Annotated in this window: 11 protein-coding genes; 2 read left to right on the plus strand and 9 right to left on the minus strand. The window is 69.9% G+C overall.

The annotated features are described in order from the left end of the window. Nucleotides 1-21 precede the first annotated feature (21 nt). Complete coding sequence (gene clpB, locus ACZ7LV_RS26410) at nt 22-2,619, minus strand: ATP-dependent chaperone ClpB (RefSeq protein WP_471942738.1); 2,598 nt, start codon at nt 2,617-2,619, stop codon at nt 22-24. A 298-nt stretch (nt 2,620-2,917) separates the two neighbouring features. Then, nucleotides 2,918-3,253: a hypothetical protein gene (locus tag ACZ7LV_RS26415; protein WP_401675470.1), complete on the minus strand. Its 336-nt coding sequence runs from the start codon at nt 3,251-3,253 to the stop codon at nt 2,918-2,920. A 289-nt stretch (nt 3,254-3,542) separates the two neighbouring features. Between ACZ7LV_RS26415 and ACZ7LV_RS26420 the strand changes: the two genes are divergently transcribed. Further along, entirely contained in the window at nt 3,543-4,556 is a 1,014-nt protein-coding gene (locus ACZ7LV_RS26420) for a helix-turn-helix transcriptional regulator (RefSeq protein ID WP_471942740.1), read from the plus strand. A gap of 72 nt (nt 4,557-4,628) precedes the next feature. Here ACZ7LV_RS26420 and ACZ7LV_RS26425 read toward each other — a convergent pair whose 3' ends face one another. The 7 genes from ACZ7LV_RS26425 to ACZ7LV_RS26455 form a co-directional block, all read right to left on the minus strand. After that, on the minus strand, nt 4,629-5,660 hold the full coding sequence (locus ACZ7LV_RS26425; RefSeq protein WP_471942741.1) for a helix-turn-helix transcriptional regulator: 1,032 nt from the start codon (nt 5,658-5,660) through the stop codon (nt 4,629-4,631). A 305-nt stretch (nt 5,661-5,965) separates the two neighbouring features. Then, nucleotides 5,966-7,075: a substrate-binding domain-containing protein gene (locus ACZ7LV_RS26430; protein ID WP_471942743.1), complete on the minus strand. Its 1,110-nt coding sequence runs from the start codon at nt 7,073-7,075 to the stop codon at nt 5,966-5,968. Nucleotides 7,076-7,466: 391 nt separating this feature from the next. Then, on the minus strand, nt 7,467-7,919 hold the full coding sequence (locus ACZ7LV_RS26435) for a heat shock protein transcriptional repressor HspR (protein WP_365451339.1): 453 nt from the start codon (nt 7,917-7,919) through the stop codon (nt 7,467-7,469). Nucleotides 7,920-7,932: 13 nt separating this feature from the next. Beyond that, on the minus strand, nt 7,933-9,114 hold the full coding sequence (gene dnaJ, locus ACZ7LV_RS26440) for a molecular chaperone DnaJ (protein ID WP_471942745.1): 1,182 nt from the start codon (nt 9,112-9,114) through the stop codon (nt 7,933-7,935). Between the two features lie 33 nt (nt 9,115-9,147). Then, entirely contained in the window at nt 9,148-9,807 is a 660-nt protein-coding gene (grpE, locus tag ACZ7LV_RS26445; protein ID WP_471942746.1) for a nucleotide exchange factor GrpE, read from the minus strand. Continuing rightward, nucleotides 9,804-11,642, minus strand: a complete 1,839-nt coding sequence (gene dnaK / locus ACZ7LV_RS26450; RefSeq protein ID WP_471942748.1) for a molecular chaperone DnaK — start codon at nt 11,640-11,642, stop codon at nt 9,804-9,806. Before dnaK ends, grpE begins: the two co-directional genes overlap by 4 nt. 94 nt (nt 11,643-11,736) lie before the next feature. Continuing rightward, a complete protein-coding gene (locus ACZ7LV_RS26455) occupies nt 11,737-12,765 on the minus strand; it encodes an MraY family glycosyltransferase (RefSeq protein ID WP_471942749.1) in 1,029 nt (342 codons plus the stop codon). 226 nt (nt 12,766-12,991) lie between these two features. Here ACZ7LV_RS26455 and ACZ7LV_RS26460 point away from each other — a divergent pair, with 226 nt between their 5' ends. Further along, nucleotides 12,992-15,274, plus strand: coding sequence for a (Fe-S)-binding protein (locus ACZ7LV_RS26460; RefSeq protein ID WP_471942750.1), 2,283 nt, complete (start codon nt 12,992-12,994; stop codon nt 15,272-15,274). Nucleotides 15,275-15,809 lie beyond the last annotated feature (535 nt).

Here is a 15,809-nt window from a genome sequence, read left to right on the forward strand (position 1 = left end):
CGAGAAGCATCCGCGCGGCGGCTACAGCGTCTTGCCCGTGGCCGGTCCCACGATCAGGCCGCCCTCGAAGGTGTCCACCCGTACCGTGTCGCCGTCCTTGATCTCGCCGGAGAGGATCTCCTTGGCGAGCCGGTCGCCGATCGCGCTCTGGACGAGACGGCGCAGCGGGCGGGCCCCGTACGCCGGGTCCATCCCCTCGTCGGCGAGCCAGGCCAGCGCCGCGTCGGTGATCTCCAGGGTGAGCCGGCGTTCGGCGAGCCGCCGGGCCAGCCGGTCGATCTGCAGCCGGGCGATCCGGCTCAGCTCGTCCTTGTTCAGCGCGGAGAAGACGACCAGGTCGTCGAGGCGGTTGAGGAACTCCGGCTTGAACGAGGCCCGGACCACCTCCAGCACCTGCTCCTTCTTCTCCTGCTCGCTGCTGATCGGGTCCACCAGGAACTGGCTGCCCAGGTTGGAGGTCAGCACCAGGATGGCGTTGCGGAAGTCGACCGTCCGCCCCTGGCCGTCCGTCAGCCGCCCGTCGTCCAGCACCTGGAGCAGGACGTCGAAGACCTCCGGGTGCGCCTTCTCGACCTCGTCGAGCAGGACGACGCTGTACGGCCGGCGCCGCACGGCCTCCGTCAGCTGTCCGCCCTCCTCGTAGCCGACGTACCCGGGCGGGGCGCCGACGAGCCGGGCGACGCTGTGCTTCTCGCCGTACTCGCTCATGTCGATGCGGACCATGGCCCGCTCGTCGTCGAAGAGGAAGTCGGCGAGCGCCTTCGCGAGTTCGGTCTTGCCGACGCCCGTGGGGCCGAGGAACAGGAAGGAGCCGGTGGGCCGGTCCGGGTCGGCGATGCCCGCCCGGGAGCGGCGTACGGCGTCGGACACCGCGCGTACGGCCTCGGTCTGCCCGATGAGCCGCCGCCCGATCTCGTCCTCCATGCGCAGCAGCTTCTGCGTCTCGCCCTCCAGCAGCCGGCCGGCCGGGATTCCGGTCCAGGAGGCGACGACGTCCGCGATGTCGTCGGAGCCGACCTCCTCCTTGACCATGGTGTCCTTGGCGGCCTCCTCCTCGGCCTCCGAGGCGGCCTCCAGGTCCCGCTCCACGCCCGGGATCTCCCCGTACAGCAGCTTGGAGGCGGTGTCGAAGTCGCCGTCGCGCTGGGCGCGTTCGGCCTGCCCGCGCAGCTCGTCGAGCTTCTCCTTCAGCGCACCGACCCGGTTGAGGGACTGCTTCTCCTTCTCCCAGCGGGCGTTCAGGCCCCGCAGCTCCTCCTCCTTGTCGGCGAGGTCACGGCGCAGCTTGTCCAGACGCTCGCGGGAGGCGGCGTCGGTCTCCTTGCTGAGGGCCAGCTCCTCCATCTTCAGCCGGTCGACGGCGCGCTGGAGTTCGTCGATCTCGACCGGCGAGGAGTCGATCTCCATCCGGAGCCTGGAGGCGGCCTCGTCGACGAGGTCGATGGCCTTGTCGGGCAGGAAGCGTGAGGTGATGTACCGGTCCGACAGGGTGGCGGCGGCGACCAGCGCGCTGTCCGCGATCTGCACCTTGTGGTGGGCCTCGTAGCGCCCCTTGAGCCCGCGCAGGATGGCGATGGTGTCCTCGACGCTGGGCTCGGCGACCAGCACCTGCTGGAACCTGCGCTCCAGCGCCGGGTCCTTCTCGATCCGCTCGCGGTACTCGTCGAGGGTGGTGGCGCCGACCATGCGCAGCTCACCGCGGGCGAGCATGGGCTTGAGCATGTTGCCCGCGTCCATGGCCGAATCGCCGCCGGCCCCGGCGCCCACGACGGTGTGCAACTCGTCGATGAACGTGATGATCTGCCCGTCCGAGTCCTTGATCTCGGCGAGCACGGTCTTCAGACGCTCCTCGAACTCACCGCGGTACTTCGCCCCGGCGACCATGGCGCCGAGGTCGAGCGCGACGAGCCGCTTGTTGCGCAGCGACTCGGGCACGTCGCCCTTGACGATCCGCTGGGCGAGCCCCTCGACGACGGCGGTCTTGCCGACACCCGGCTCACCGATCAGCACGGGGTTGTTCTTGGTCCGCCGGGACAGCACCTGCACGACCCGCCGGATCTCCTGGTCCCGCCCGATGACCGGGTCGAGCTTGCCCTCGCGGGCGGCGGCGGTGAAGTCGGTCCCGAACTTCTCCAGGGCCTTGTACGAGCCCTCGGGGTCGGCGTTGGTCACCCGTCGGCCCCCGCGGGCCGTACGGAAGGCGGCCAGCAGCTTCCTGGCGTCGGCGCCGTTGCGCGTCAGCACCTCGCCCGCGGCGCCGCCCTTGGCGGCGATCCCGATCAGCAGGTGCTCGGTCGAGACGTACTCGTCCCCGAGCTCCTGGGCCCTGGCCTGGGCGTCCGCGATCACGGCGAGCAGATCGCGGTTGGGCTGCGGGGGCGCGACCGTCGACCCGGTCACGCTGGGCAGCTGGGCGAGGACCTTCTCGGTGCCGGCCCGTACGGCCGCCTGGTCGGCGTCTGCCGCGGCCAGCAGGTCGGTGACGTTCTCGTTCTCCCGCCCCTGGAGCAGAGCGAGCAGCAGGTGCGCGGGGGTGAGGTCGGCGTGCCCCTCGGTCACGGCCCGGTTGCCGGCCGCGCTGATCGCGTCCCGGCTCCGGTTGGTCAGCTCGGCGTCCACGTGTCCGTTCTCCTCCTTGCGTGAGCGACTGACTCAGGCAACTTCCACAAAGTTGAGTCTATTCCACTCAAGGGCATAGGTGGGAGCGACCCGGGGTCTCTATGGAGTACCCGGAGGAAGCCTGGAACGCGCCATCGGCATCGAGCGGCTCTTTCCGGCCACACTCGAACGGGGGTGCGATAGACCGGGATAGCGCGAAAAATCCGCAAAAACTGCAGCGGGGTCACCGTGTTCAGGTCACGGTGACGCCGCTGCGGGGGGAAGCACCTGAGCGATCTGTTACGACGGGGGAATCGCGTCAGGCACTGCGGGGGGTGGCCGAGATGGTCATGGCGGCGGACGGCTCCGGCTCCGCCAGACGATGGTCACGCTGGTCCAGGTTCACAAAGATCATTCCGTACCGGATGGCGCACCGCACCGGCTGCGGCGCCCCCCGAGGCCGCCGCAGGCACCGGTATGCCCGCACATCGTCGTCGTCGTCCCTGGTGACGACGACGGGCTCACCGAACACGGTCACCATCAACGAGTCACCGCTGTGGGGGATGGCGGTGGCCAGGTCGATGAAGTGCCAGCCGGATCGGTAGGCGGTGGCCATCTCTCTACGGAAGGAGCGATCGTCGGGTGGAGTGGTCATGGTCAGTCCCAGGTGGTGTCAGCCGGGAACGCCAGCGCGTCTCCATCACCGGACACCACTGATGCTGACCGCACAACGTCCGTCGCCGCATCACTCTTCGCACCAGAGAGGCCACTCAGCGTTCCGAAGGCCACAACGGCGGAGAAGGCGGCGACAAGCACCGAGCGAAGCATTCTCTTACGCATAGTCGGCTTCGTCCTCACTTGAAGGTCCCCTCTTCCCCCGTCGGATAAGACGATGGCTCATTCAGGCACGTCATGGCCACACAATCGATGCATCATGTTCCTGCATGTTCAGGACCCTGGGGGGTGGAGATTTGGCATCGAATGGGACGAAGGCGACGCATCCTCACGCGGTGACCGAGCTGTGTGACGAAGGCGGTCGTCTCTATGCCAACGCCCTCCGTACAGGACGTATCGCCCGTACGGAGGTGGAAGCCGCGCCTTGCCTGATGGAGTTCGCGCTGCTCCACCCCGATCCGGACGACCCGAACTGGCTGCTGCCGCTGCCGCCGTCCGTCGCCCTGGCCCAACGGCTCAATCCCATTGAGCGCGAGATCACCGAGCGCCGGCGGACGTCCATCGAACTCGCGGACGCCTTCGAGCCGTTCATGGCCCTGAGCGCCCAGCAGATCACACCCGCGCACTCGATCACCGTCCTGGAGGGCCTGGACCGGATCAACGACGCGCTCGACCTGGCCACCGCCCAGTGCCGGTCCGAGGTGCTCACGGTGCAGCCGAGCCGCGGCAAGCGCCCCGAGAACCGGCTCATCGAGGCGATGGAACGCGATCGCACGCTCATCGAGCGCGGGGTGCGGATCCGGACGCTGTACCAGCACACCGCCCGCTACAGCCCCGAACGCCTCGCCTACATGGAACAGTTCGCCGACGGGAAGGCGGAGTACCGCACCATCGACGAACTGGTCGAGCGGCTCATCATCTGCGACGAGAGCGTGGCCTTCATCCCGGTCCGCGACGACCGCCAGGTCGCCCTGGAACTGCGCCACCCCGGACTGGTGAGCTACCTGATCAAGGTCTTCGAGTTCATGTGGAGCCGAGCGGTCCCGCTCAGTGCCGGCGCCCCCTACGAGACCGCGCCCGACGGCATCTCCGAGGTCCAGTACTCCATCGCCAAGCTGCTCGTGGAGGGCCACGTCGACGAGGCCATCGCCCGGCGGCTGGGAATGAACGTCCGCACCTGCCGGGCCCACATAGCCAAGCTCGCCACCGCCCTGGGCAGCGGCAGCCGCGCCCAGCTGGGCTATCTCATCGCACAGTCGGGGATGCTGGAACGGGGACAGTGAGAAGCGGGGGCCTGAGGGCCCTGAGCGGCTGCCAGGGCGCCGAAGAGGCCGGGAGCGGGGCCGTCACGGGCCTCAGCGGGCCGTCGGGGAGCCCTGGTCGGGAAGGGTGAGCTCGGCGGCGGACAGCGGCCGTGCGGGGCCGTCCAGGCCGACCTGCGCTATCCGGACGCCCAGTTGCGTCCGGCTCGCCGCCCCGAGCGTCTCCGACAGGCGGGCGATGTGGGCCCGGCAGGTACGGACGCTGATGCCGAGCCGCTCCGCGATCACGGCGTCCTGGTGCCCCTCCGCCAGCAGCGCCGCGATCGACTGCTCGCGGTGGGAGATGCCCTCGATGCCGGTGTCGGGGAGCGCCGCGGTGAGCGGGATCGCCAGCCGCCACAACCGCTCGAAGACCGTCACCAGGTACTCCACCAGGGCGGGGTGCCGCAGTTCCAGGGCCATCGTGCGCTCGGCGTTGGCCGGGATGAAGGCGACCGTGCGGTCGAAGAGGATCAGTCGGTCGATGACCTCGTCCAACGTCCGGGCCTCGACCGCGTCGCCCATCAGCTCCAGGTAGTTCAGCAGGCCCTGGCCGTGCCGCGCGACGTGGTTGTACAGGTCGCGCATCCGCACGCCCCGCCCCCGCAGCGCCAGCGCCCGGTGCAGGCCCTCCGACAGTTCGTGTTCGCGCCGGATGCCCCCGGGCTGCACGGTGAGCACCTCGGTCGCGCAGGCCGCCGTGGCCTCGTCCAGCGCGGCCTGGATGCGGGAGGGTCCGTCCAGGACCCGGATCGCCACGCCCTCGGAGGACGGGGCCTGGCCGCCCAGTCCGGCGTACCACTCGAAGGCCGCGACGGCCGATCCCATCCGGCGCTGGCTGACGCTGATCTCGTCGTACACCCCGCGCAGCAGCCGGGTCATGACCTCCTGCGGAGAGGTCGGGACGAGCCAGTCCATGTCGTCGGGGTCGGGGTGCAGCAGGGCGAGTTCCAGCAGACAGGGCACCGGCTCCGCGTCGCGGCGCGGCACACGGCCTCGCCGTACGGCCCGGGAATACACGCGATCCCCGGCCTCGCACAGTCGGTCAGCACCATGCGGATGCTCGTCCGTCCCGTGCCCGGCCATGGCCCATTCCACCCCCGGTTCCAGCCTCTTCCGCAGCGCAACTATGCGCGGACCGGACCTGGTCCGCAACACGGCTCCCTCCAGGGTGACCGCGGGAAACCGACGGTATGGCCAGAAATCTCCCTCCCCCCGTCCGTCACCTTGCAACAACTCGACGGTGGTGTGTCCAGGCCCCGCCAAGGCCGGGCCCGCCCGGCCGCGCGGCCCGGACCGCGGCCGCGAGAATGACCGGAAGAATGACCGAAGGGGTGGCGCGCTCCGAGCGCGAACCACCCCTCCACCCACCCGAGCGACGGGCCCGCCCGCTACTTGATCTGAAGCTCCGCGCAGGCGTCCTCGTACTCGGCCGTGCAGATGTCCGCGACCTTGTGGATGCCGTCCGCGACGACCGTGTCCATGATGTTGTCCCGGGTCAGCGCGACCACCGACACCAGCTGGGCCGGGATGCCCTTGTGGGTGGGGCTGTCGACCCGGTCACGGGCGAGGGCGTCGAACTGGATGTCCCTGCTCTGCACCTTGGCCACAGCCATCTCCGCGGCGGCCTGGGCCTCCTGCGGGTAGGACTTGTAGACGCTCATGTACTGCTCGCCGGAGACGATCCGCTGGACGCCCGCGAGTTCGGCGTCCTGCCCGGTGATCGGCGGCAGATCGGTCACGCCGGCCGCCTCCAGGGCCTTGATGACGCCGCCCGCCATGCCGTCGTTGGCGGAGTACACGGCGGCGATGTTGTCCTTGCCGATCTGGGTGATCGCCGCGGCCATGTTGGCCTGGGCGTTCTCCGGCTTCCAGTCCTTGGTGTCGAAGCTCTGGGCGATCGTCACCTTGCCGGTCAGCTCCGACAGCGCGCCCTGCTTGAACTGCTTGGCGTTCGGGTCGGTGGGCGAGCCGTTCATCATGACGATCTTGTCGGAGCTGTCGATCTCGGGGCCCAGCGCGTCCACCAGGGACCGGCCCTGGACCTCGCCGACGAGTTCGTTGTCGAAGGAGATGTACGCGTCGATGGGCCCCTCGGCGAGCCGGTCGTAGGCGATGACCGGGATGCCCGCCTCCTTGGCCTTCTCCACGCTGCCCGCGATGGCGTGCGCGTCCACGGCGTCCAGCAGGATGACGTCGACCTGCTCGTCGATCATCTGCTGCATCTGGCTCGCCTGCTTGTTGGCGTCCGCGTCGGCGTTGGCGTACCGGACCTCGCCCTGGTTCTTGGTGAGCTCGGCCACGCGCTCCTTGATGATCGGGTGGTCGAAGTCGTCGTAGCGCGAGTTGGCCGTCTCCGGCAGCAGCAGGCCGACGGTGATGTCGTTGCCCTTGGTGGGGCTGGCGTCGCTGCTGTCGCCCGTCGCCCCCAGCACGCCACAGCCTGCCAACGACAGGGTCAACGACGAGGCGACCACGGATATGGCGATACGACGACGCATGGATGAGCCCACTTCTGCTGCTTCCCGAGGTGGCCGCGGCGCTGCGGCCCGGATGACTGAAAAGCCAACGCGTCGGCGCCCCCCAGCGTCAAGCGAAATCACTTAACGAGATGGCAACATCACGTTCCGCTTAGCCTGTGAACACACCGCGAAACTCCCTCCCTGGACCCTTTACGACCCCTCCATTCACGAGGAGTTGGGGCGTGGACGCGGACCCGTACAACCACTCCCTTTGCTCACAGTTCGTGATCACCGGCGCGCGCGAAGCGCGCCCGAACCCGACAGAGGAGCGAACGAACCCGGCCAGGGAAGCGAAGGGGCCGGGAGAACAGCCTGTCGGCTGTTCTCCCGGCCCCTTCGCGCGGTCCGGTGGTTCTCGTCGCGCGCCGCGTCAGTCGCCCTGCTGCTGTCGCTTCGGCCGCCACACCACCAACGCGCTGGTCTGCTGCACCTCCTGGTACGGCACCAGGTCGCGGCGGTAGGAGGCGTGCACCGCCGCCTCCCGCTGCTGCATCGCCGCGGCCGCGCCGTCCAGGGCGCCCTGGAGCTCCGCGACGCGGGACTGAAGTGCCGCGACCTGGTTCTCCAGTTCGATGATGCGTTTGATGCCGGCCAGGTTGATGCCCTCGTCCTGCGACAACTGCTGCACCTGACGGAGCAGTTCGATGTCACGGGCCGAGTAACGGCGGCCGCGGCCGGCCGTGCGGTCCGGAGACACCAGGCCCAACCGGTCGTACTGGCGCAGCGTCTGCGGGTGCAGGCCGGACAGCTGGGCCGCCACCGAGATGACGTAGACCGGGGTCTCCTCGGTCAGCTCATAGGGGTTGCGTCGACGGCCGTTGATGTCCATGGCTGACTCATGCTCCCTTCGCGGCCTGGAACAGCTCCGCCCGCGGATCCTCACCCGCGGTGGCCTCGCGATACGCCTCCAGTGCGTCTCGAGCCTTCCCCGTCAGGTCCTGCGGAACACTCACCTCGACGGTGACCAGCAGGTCCCCTCGGGTGCCGTCCTTGCGGACCGCGCCCTTGCCCCGGGCCCGCATCGTACGGCCGTTGGGCGTGCCCGGGGGCAGCTTCAGGGTGACCGGCGGACCGCCCAGGGTCGGCACCCTGACCTCGCCGCCGAGGGCCGCCTCCGTGAACGTCACGGGGACGGTGACGGTGAGGTTGTCGCCCTTGCGGCCGAACACCGGGTGCTCCTTGACGTGGACGACCACGTACAGGTCGCCCGCCGGGCCGCCCCGCTCGCCGGGCGCGCCCTTGCCGCGCAGCCGGATCCGCTGGCCGTCCGAGACGCCGGCCGGGATGCGCACCTGCATCGTCCGTGAGGACTTGGCGCGTCCGCTGCCCTTGCAGACCTCGCAGGGGTTCTCCGCGATCAGACCGCGGCCCTTGCAGTCGGGGCACGGGTCGGTCAGCGAGAAGCCTCCGCCGGAGCCGCGCGCCACCTGTCCGGTGCCGACGCACGTCGGGCACACCCGCGGTGTGCCGTTGGCGTCGCCGGTGCCGGAACAGGCCTTGCACGGCGCCTGCGAGGACATCCGCAGCGGGACCGTCGCGCCCTCGATCGCCTCGGTGAAGCTGAGGGTGACCTCGGACTCGATGTCCTGGCCGCGCCGCGGCTGGGTCCGGGTGCCGGTCGTCGCTCCGCCCCGGTTGAACAGGCCCCCGAAGACGTCACCGAGTCCGCCGCCGAAGCCGCCGGCTCCTTGGCCCTGGCCCTGGGCGCCTCCGAAGAGGTCGCCCAGGTCGAAGTTGAACGAGCCGCCGCCCGCGCCCGGCCCCGGGCGGAAGCCGCCGTTGCCGAACAGGGTGCGCGCCTCGTCGTACTCCTTGCGCTTCTTGGGGTCACCGAGGACGTCGTTCGCCTCGGAGATCTCCTTGAAGCGCTCCTCGGCCTTGACGTTGCCCTTGTTGGCGTCCGGGTGGAACTCGCGGGCGAGTTTGCGGTACGCCTTCTTGATCTCGGCCTCGGTGGCGTCCTTGGGGACGCCGAGGACCTTGTAGTAGTCCTTCTCGATGAAGTCCTTGGTGCTCATCCTCGACGTCCCTCCTCTCTCATCCGTTCAACGTCAGCCCTCGTCCGGGCCACCGCTCTCCTTGTCGTCGGCCTGCGCGTCGCCCTCCTCGGCGGGCTTCACGGTCTGCGCGCCCGGCTGGGGCTCGGCGACCGCCACCCGCGCGGGGCGGATGGTGCGCTCGCCGATGCGATACCCCGGCTGGAGGATCGCGACGCAGGTCGTCTCCGTGACGTCCGGCGCGTACGAGTGCATCAGGGCCTCGTGGATCGTCGGGTCGAAGGGCTCGCCCTCCTTGCCGAACTGCTGGAGGCCCATCTTGGCCGCCACGGTCTCCAGCGACTCGGCGACGGACTTGAAGCCGCCGACCAGCTCGCCGTGTTCCCGGGCCCGCCCGATGTCGTCGAGCACGGGCAGGAGTTCCGTCAGGAGGTTCGCGATCGCGATCTCCTTGACGGTGATCCGGTCGCGCTCGACCCGGCGGCGGTAGTTCTGGAACTCGGCCTGGAGCCGCTGGAGGTCCGCGGTGCGCTCGGTGAGCGCGGTGCGCGTCTGGTCCAGCTGGGCCACCAGGGCCGCTGTCTGGTTCGCGTCCCCGGCCGGGGCCGCCCCCTCCTCCGGGGAGGGGGTGGCGGCCTGCGGCTCGGCGTCGTCAGGAGTGGCGCCGGAGGGGACGTCGGGCTTCTCTTCGAAGCCCGGGGTCTCCTCCGTCACGCGGCACCGTCCTTGCGCTCGTCGTCCACGATCTCGGCGTCGACCACGTCGTCGTCGGCCTTGGGCTGCTCGGACGCGCCGCCCGCGGCCGCCTGCGACGCCTGGGCGTCGGCGTACATGGCCTGGCCCAGCTTCTGGGAGACGGCCGCGACCTTCTCCGTGGCGGTGCGGATCTCGGCGGTGTCCTCGCCCTTGAGCGTCTCCTTCAGCTCGGCGACGGCGGCCTCGACCTCGGTCTTGATCTCACCGGGGACCTTGTCCTCGTTGTCCGCGAGGAACTTCTCGGTCTGGTAGACGAGCTGCTCGCCCTGGTTGCGGGACTCGGCGGCCTCGCGGCGGCGGTGGTCCTCCTCCGCGTACTGCTCGGCCTCCTGGCGCATCCGGTCGACCTCGTCCTTCGGCAGCGAGGAGCCGCCGGTGACGGTCATCTTCTGCTCCTTGCCGGTGCCGAGGTCCTTCGCCGTGACGTGCATGATGCCGTTGGCGTCGATGTCGAAGGCGACCTCGATCTGCGGGACGCCGCGGGGCGCCGGGGGCAGACCGGTCAGCTCGAACATCCCGAGCTTCTTGTTGTACGCCGCGATCTCGCGCTCGCCCTGGTAGACCTGGATCTGCACGGAGGGCTGGTTGTCCTCGGCGGTGGTGAAGATCTCCGAACGCTTGGTCGGGATCGTCGTGTTGCGCTCGATCAGCTTGGTCATGATGCCGCCCTTGGTCTCGATACCGAGGGACAGCGGGGTGACGTCGAGGAGCAGGACGTCCTTGACCTCACCCTTGAGGACACCGGCCTGGAGGGCGGCGCCGATGGCGACGACCTCGTCCGGGTTGACGCCCTTGTTGGCGTCCTTGCCGCCGGTCAGCTCCTTGACGAGCTCGGCGACGGCGGGCATGCGGGTGGAGCCACCGACGAGGACCACGTGGTCGATCTCGCCGAGCTGGATGCCGGCGTCCTTGATGACGTTGTGGAACGGCGTCTTGCAGCGCTCCAGCAGGTCCGCGGTCAGCTGCTGGAACTGGGCGCGGGTGAGCTTCTCGTCGAGGTGCAGGGGACCCTCGGCGGAGGCGGTGATGTAGGGGAGGTTGATCGAGGTCTCCGTCGAGGAGGACAGCTCGATCTTCGCCTTCTCGGCGGCCTCGCGCAGACGCTGCAGCGCCATCTTGTCCTTGGCCAGGTCCACGCCGTGGCCGGACTTGAACTGCTGCACCAGGTAGTCGACGACGCGCTGGTCCCAGTCGTCACCACCGAGGTGGTTGTCACCGTTGGTGGCCTTCACCTCGACGACACCGTCGCCGATCTCCAGCAGCGAGACGTCGAACGTGCCGCCACCGAGGTCGAAGACCAGGATGGTCTGGTCGTCCTTGTCGAGGCCGTACGCCAGGGCGGCGGCCGTCGGCTCGTTGACGATGCGCAGGACGTTCAGACCGGCGATCTCACCGGCCTCCTTGGTGGCCTGCCGCTCGGCGTCGTTGAAGTACGCCGGGACGGTGATGACCGCGTCGGTCACCTTCTCGCCCAGGTAGGCCTCCGCGTCGCGCTTCAGCTTCTGCAGGACGAAGGCGCTGATCTGCTGCGGGTTGAAGGGCTTCCCGTCGAGCTCGATCTTCCAGTCCGTGCCCATGTGACGCTTGACCGACCGGATGGTCCGGTCGACGTTGGTCACTGCCTGGCGCTTGGCCACCTCGCCGACCAGCACCTCGCCGTTCTTGGCGAAGGCGACGACGGACGGCGTGGTCCTGGCACCCTCGGCGTTGGTGATGACGGTGGGCTCGCCGCCCTCCAGAACGCTGACGACGGAGTTAGTCGTGCCCAGGTCGATGCCGACCGCACGTGCCATGGTTGATTCCTCCAGCTGACTTGAGTGGAACAGGCTCAAGTGTGCATGACGCCCGCGCCGGGGTCAACAGACCTGAGTCGCACGGACTCAACTCTTATCCGTTCCTTACACGCAGGTGCCCTGTGACCTGCAAGGACGCGGCAGAGCCCGCCGAGGTTCCCGTCAACCGACCGCGCGATTTCACCCTCGACAGTCCCAGTACGAGGAGCAGCGCGGCGCCCGCGACACCGAGGACGGCGACCGGGCCGGCCCACCCCGTGTGCACCAGGACGCCGACGAGCGCCCCGGCGAAGGCGAGGGCGCCGAGCACCACGGTCACCCCCTGGGGGGTGAGCCCCAGCCGGCGCAGCCGGTGGGCCAGATGGTCGGGGCCGGGCCGCCCCGAGAGCCGCCGCACCAGCACCACGAGCAGGACGTCGGCGCTCACCACGGCGGTGAACGCGAACAGCGGGCCCGCCGAACTCCCGGGCGCGTACCCCGCACGGGTGAGCACAACCGCGGCGGCGAGCACGAACCCGGTGAAGAGCGACCCGCTCGCGCCGAAGGCGATCCGCGCGGGCGGCCAGTTGTGCATCAGGAACCCGGTCAGCGCCGCCGCCAGCACGCTCAGCAGCACCGCGAGCCCGTCCATCAGTTCGACCGCCGCACACGCCCCCACCCCGAAGGCGGTCACCACTCCGACGGTCCCCACCAGCGCGTCCGCGTGATCGAGGGCCCGGAACGCCACGGCGACGGCGGCGATCCAGCCGACGGCCAGCACCCCGCCGACGACGCCGACCGCCTCGTAGGGCACCACGCAGGCCGCCGCTCCCGCCGCGCCGCACAGCAGCAGCCGGGACCGCAGTCGCCACAGGTCGGCCAGCAGGCCGAGCAGGGCGACCGCTCCCGCGGCGACCAGGAGCCTGCCGACGCCGGGGCCGAGCGGCGCGACGCCGGTCCACTCGCCGGCGCCCGCGACGGCGAGGGTGGCGAGGACGACGGCCACCCCGCCGAGCAGCGGTACGGAACGGGTGCGGCGGCGCCGGTCGAGCAGTCCGAGGCGCAGCGCGAGGACGCGCAGGACGGCCGTGAGCAGCGAGGCGAGGAAGAGGGCCGCGACAGCGGCGGCGATGCCGTAGAGCACGGTCTTAAATTAGGCGTGAATCTATCAATTTGGTACGAATAACACGTTCGGTTCGTCAGGGAACGCGTTCCGTTCGCGAGGTAACGCGTTCCGTTCATGAGGCAACCCTCAGCGATTCAGATCACTCCATGCCTGGCTACAGTGCGACGAGGGATGCGGGTAGTCTCAGACGGACTGGGTAAGTTACCGCTTAGTAATCTCCCTCGCAGGCCCGAGGAGCCCCCAAATGCAACTCGCCGCGATCATCGTGTCGCTGGTCCTGACCGTGGTCGGCGTCGCCCTGCTCGCGCGCGCCGTCGGTCAGTTCGTCCGGTACTTCAAACTGGGCCAGCCCGTACCCGCCGGCACCCGGACCGACAACCCGTATCAGCGCAGCGTGACGCTGGTGCGGGAGTTCCTCGGTCACACCCGCATGAACCGCTGGGGCGTCGTGGGCGTCGCCCACTGGTTCGTGGCCGTGGGCTTCCTCACGCTGCCGCCGACCCTGGCCCAGGCGTTCGGCCAGCTCTTCCAGGCCGACTGGGTGCTGCCGGTCATCGGCGGCTTCCTGCCGTTCGAGCTGTACATCGAGTTCATCGGCGTGATGACGATCCTGGGCATCGCCGTCCTCATCGTCATCCGGCTGCTGAGCCTGCCGTCGCGGCCCGGCCGCAAGTCCCGCTTCGCCGGCTCCAAGTCGGGCCAGGCGTACTTCGTCGAGTACGTCATCCTGACCATCGGCCTGGCGATCTACGTGCTGCGCGGCCTGGAGGGCGCCCTGCACCACGTGGACCACTACGAGGCGTCGTACTTCGCGTCGTACCCGCTGGTCCTCGCCTTCAAGGGGCTGGGCGTCGGGACGCTGCAGAACCTGGTCTACCTCGTCGCCATGATCAAGATCGGGACCTCGTTCGTCTGGATGATCGTGGTCTCGCTGAACACCAACATGGGTGTGGCCTGGCACCGCTTCCTGGCGTTCCCGAACATCTGGTTCAAGCGCGAGGCGACCGGCGGGACGGCCCTCGGCGGACTTCAGCCGATGACCTCGGGCGGCAAGCCGATCGACTTCACCGACCCCGGTGACGACGACGTCTTCGGCGTCTCCCAGGTCGAGCAGTTCTCCTGGAAGGGCCTGCTCGACTTCTCCACCTGCACCGAGTGCGGCCGCTGCCAGTCGCAGTGCCCCGCCTGGAACACCGGCAAGCCGCTCTCCCCCAAGCTCCTGATCATGTCGCTGCGCGACCACGCGCACGCCAAGGCGCCCTACCTGCTGGCCGGTGGCGGCAAGACCGTGGAGGGCGAGGAGAAGGCCTCCGAGGAGCAGCTGGCCGGGGTCCCCGCCGCCGCCCTCGCGGAGGCCGAGCGCCCGCTGATCGGCACCGCCGAGGAGAACGGCGTCATCGACCCGGACGTCCTGTGGTCCTGCACCACCTGCGGCGCCTGCGTGGAGCAGTGCCCGGTGGACATCGAGCACATCGACCACATCGTCGACATGCGCCGCTACCAGGTGATGATCGAGTCGGCGTTCCCGTCCGAGGCGGGCACGATGCTGAAGAACCTGGAGAAGAAGGGCAACCCCTGGGGCCTGGCGAAGAAGCAGCGCCTGGAGTGGCTCAAGGAGGTCGACTTCGAGATCCCGGTCGTCGGCAAGGACATCGAGGACCTCACCGAGGTCGAGTACCTGTATTGGGTGGGCTGCGCCGGCGCCCTGGAGGACCGCGCGAAGAAGACCACCAAGGCCTTCGCGGAGCTGCTGCACATCGCGGGCGTCAAGTTCGCGATCATGGGCGGCGACGAGAAGTGCACCGGTGACTCCGCCCGCCGCCTCGGCAACGAGCCCCTCTTCCAGGAGCTCGGCATGGAGAACGTCATGGCCCTGAACATGGCGTTCGGCGAGGAGATGGACGACGACGGCAAGGTGACCGAGGAGTCCCGCAAGCCCAGGTCGGCCAAGAAGATCGTCGCCACCTGCCCGCACTGCCTCAACACGATCGGCAACGAGTACCCGCAGATCGGCGGCGACTACGAGGTCATCCACCACACCCAGCTGCTCCAGCACCTGGTCGACGAGGGCAAGCTGGTCCCGGTGACCCCGGTCGAGGGCATCATCACCTACCACGACCCCTGCTACCTGGGCCGCCACAACAAGATCTACACGCCGCCGCGCGAGATCATCGCCGCCGTCCCGGGCGTCCGCAACGAGGAGATGCACCGCCACAAGGAGCGCGGCTTCTGCTGCGGCGCCGGCGGCGCCCGGATGTGGATGGAGGAGCGGATCGGCAAGCGCATCAACAACGAGCGCGTCGACGAGGCCCTCTCCCTCAACCCGGACATCGTCTCCACCGCCTGCCCGTTCTGCCTGGTCATGCTCACCGACTCGGTCAACGGCCGCAAGAACGAGGGCACCGCCAAGGAGTCCGTCCAGGTCGTGGACGTCGCCCAGCTCCTCCTCGACTCCGTCAGGACCCCGGTCACCCCGGAGGGCACGGCGGACACCGAGAGCGAGCCGGAGCCCGAACCGGTGAAGTAACCGAGGCGCCGGCCCCGAGGCCCCTGTCCTGCCCGGACGGGGGCCTCAGCGCTGCGGCCCGCCGGGCCGAGGACACGGGCCCTGCCCGGCCCGGGCGGGGGGCGTGGGTCCTGTGGCGTCCGGGCGAGGGCGTTGGTCCTGTCCTGCACGGGCGGGGGGCGTCGGTCCTGTGGTGGCCGGGCGGGGGCGTTGGTCCTGTCCTGCACGGGCCGGGGGCGTCGGTCCTGTGCCGGCCGGGCTGGGACGCCGGTCCTGTCCTGCACAGGCGGGGGCCTCGACCCTCTCCCGGCCCCGGCGGAGTGCCTCGGCCCTGTCCCGGCCCGGGCGGAGGACGTCGGTCCTGTCCCGGCCCGGCGGAGGGCGTCCTGTCCCGGCCCCGGCGGAGGCGGGAGCGTGGGTCATGTGCCGGCCGGGCGGGGACACCGGTCCTGTGCCGGCCGGGGCCGGGGGCGTCGGTCCTGTGCCGGCCGGGCTGGGACGCCGGTCCTGTCCTGCACAGGCGGGGGCCTCGACCCTCTCCCGGCCCCGGCGGAGT

This window comes from Streptomyces sp. NPDC107562 (assembly GCF_055657325.1).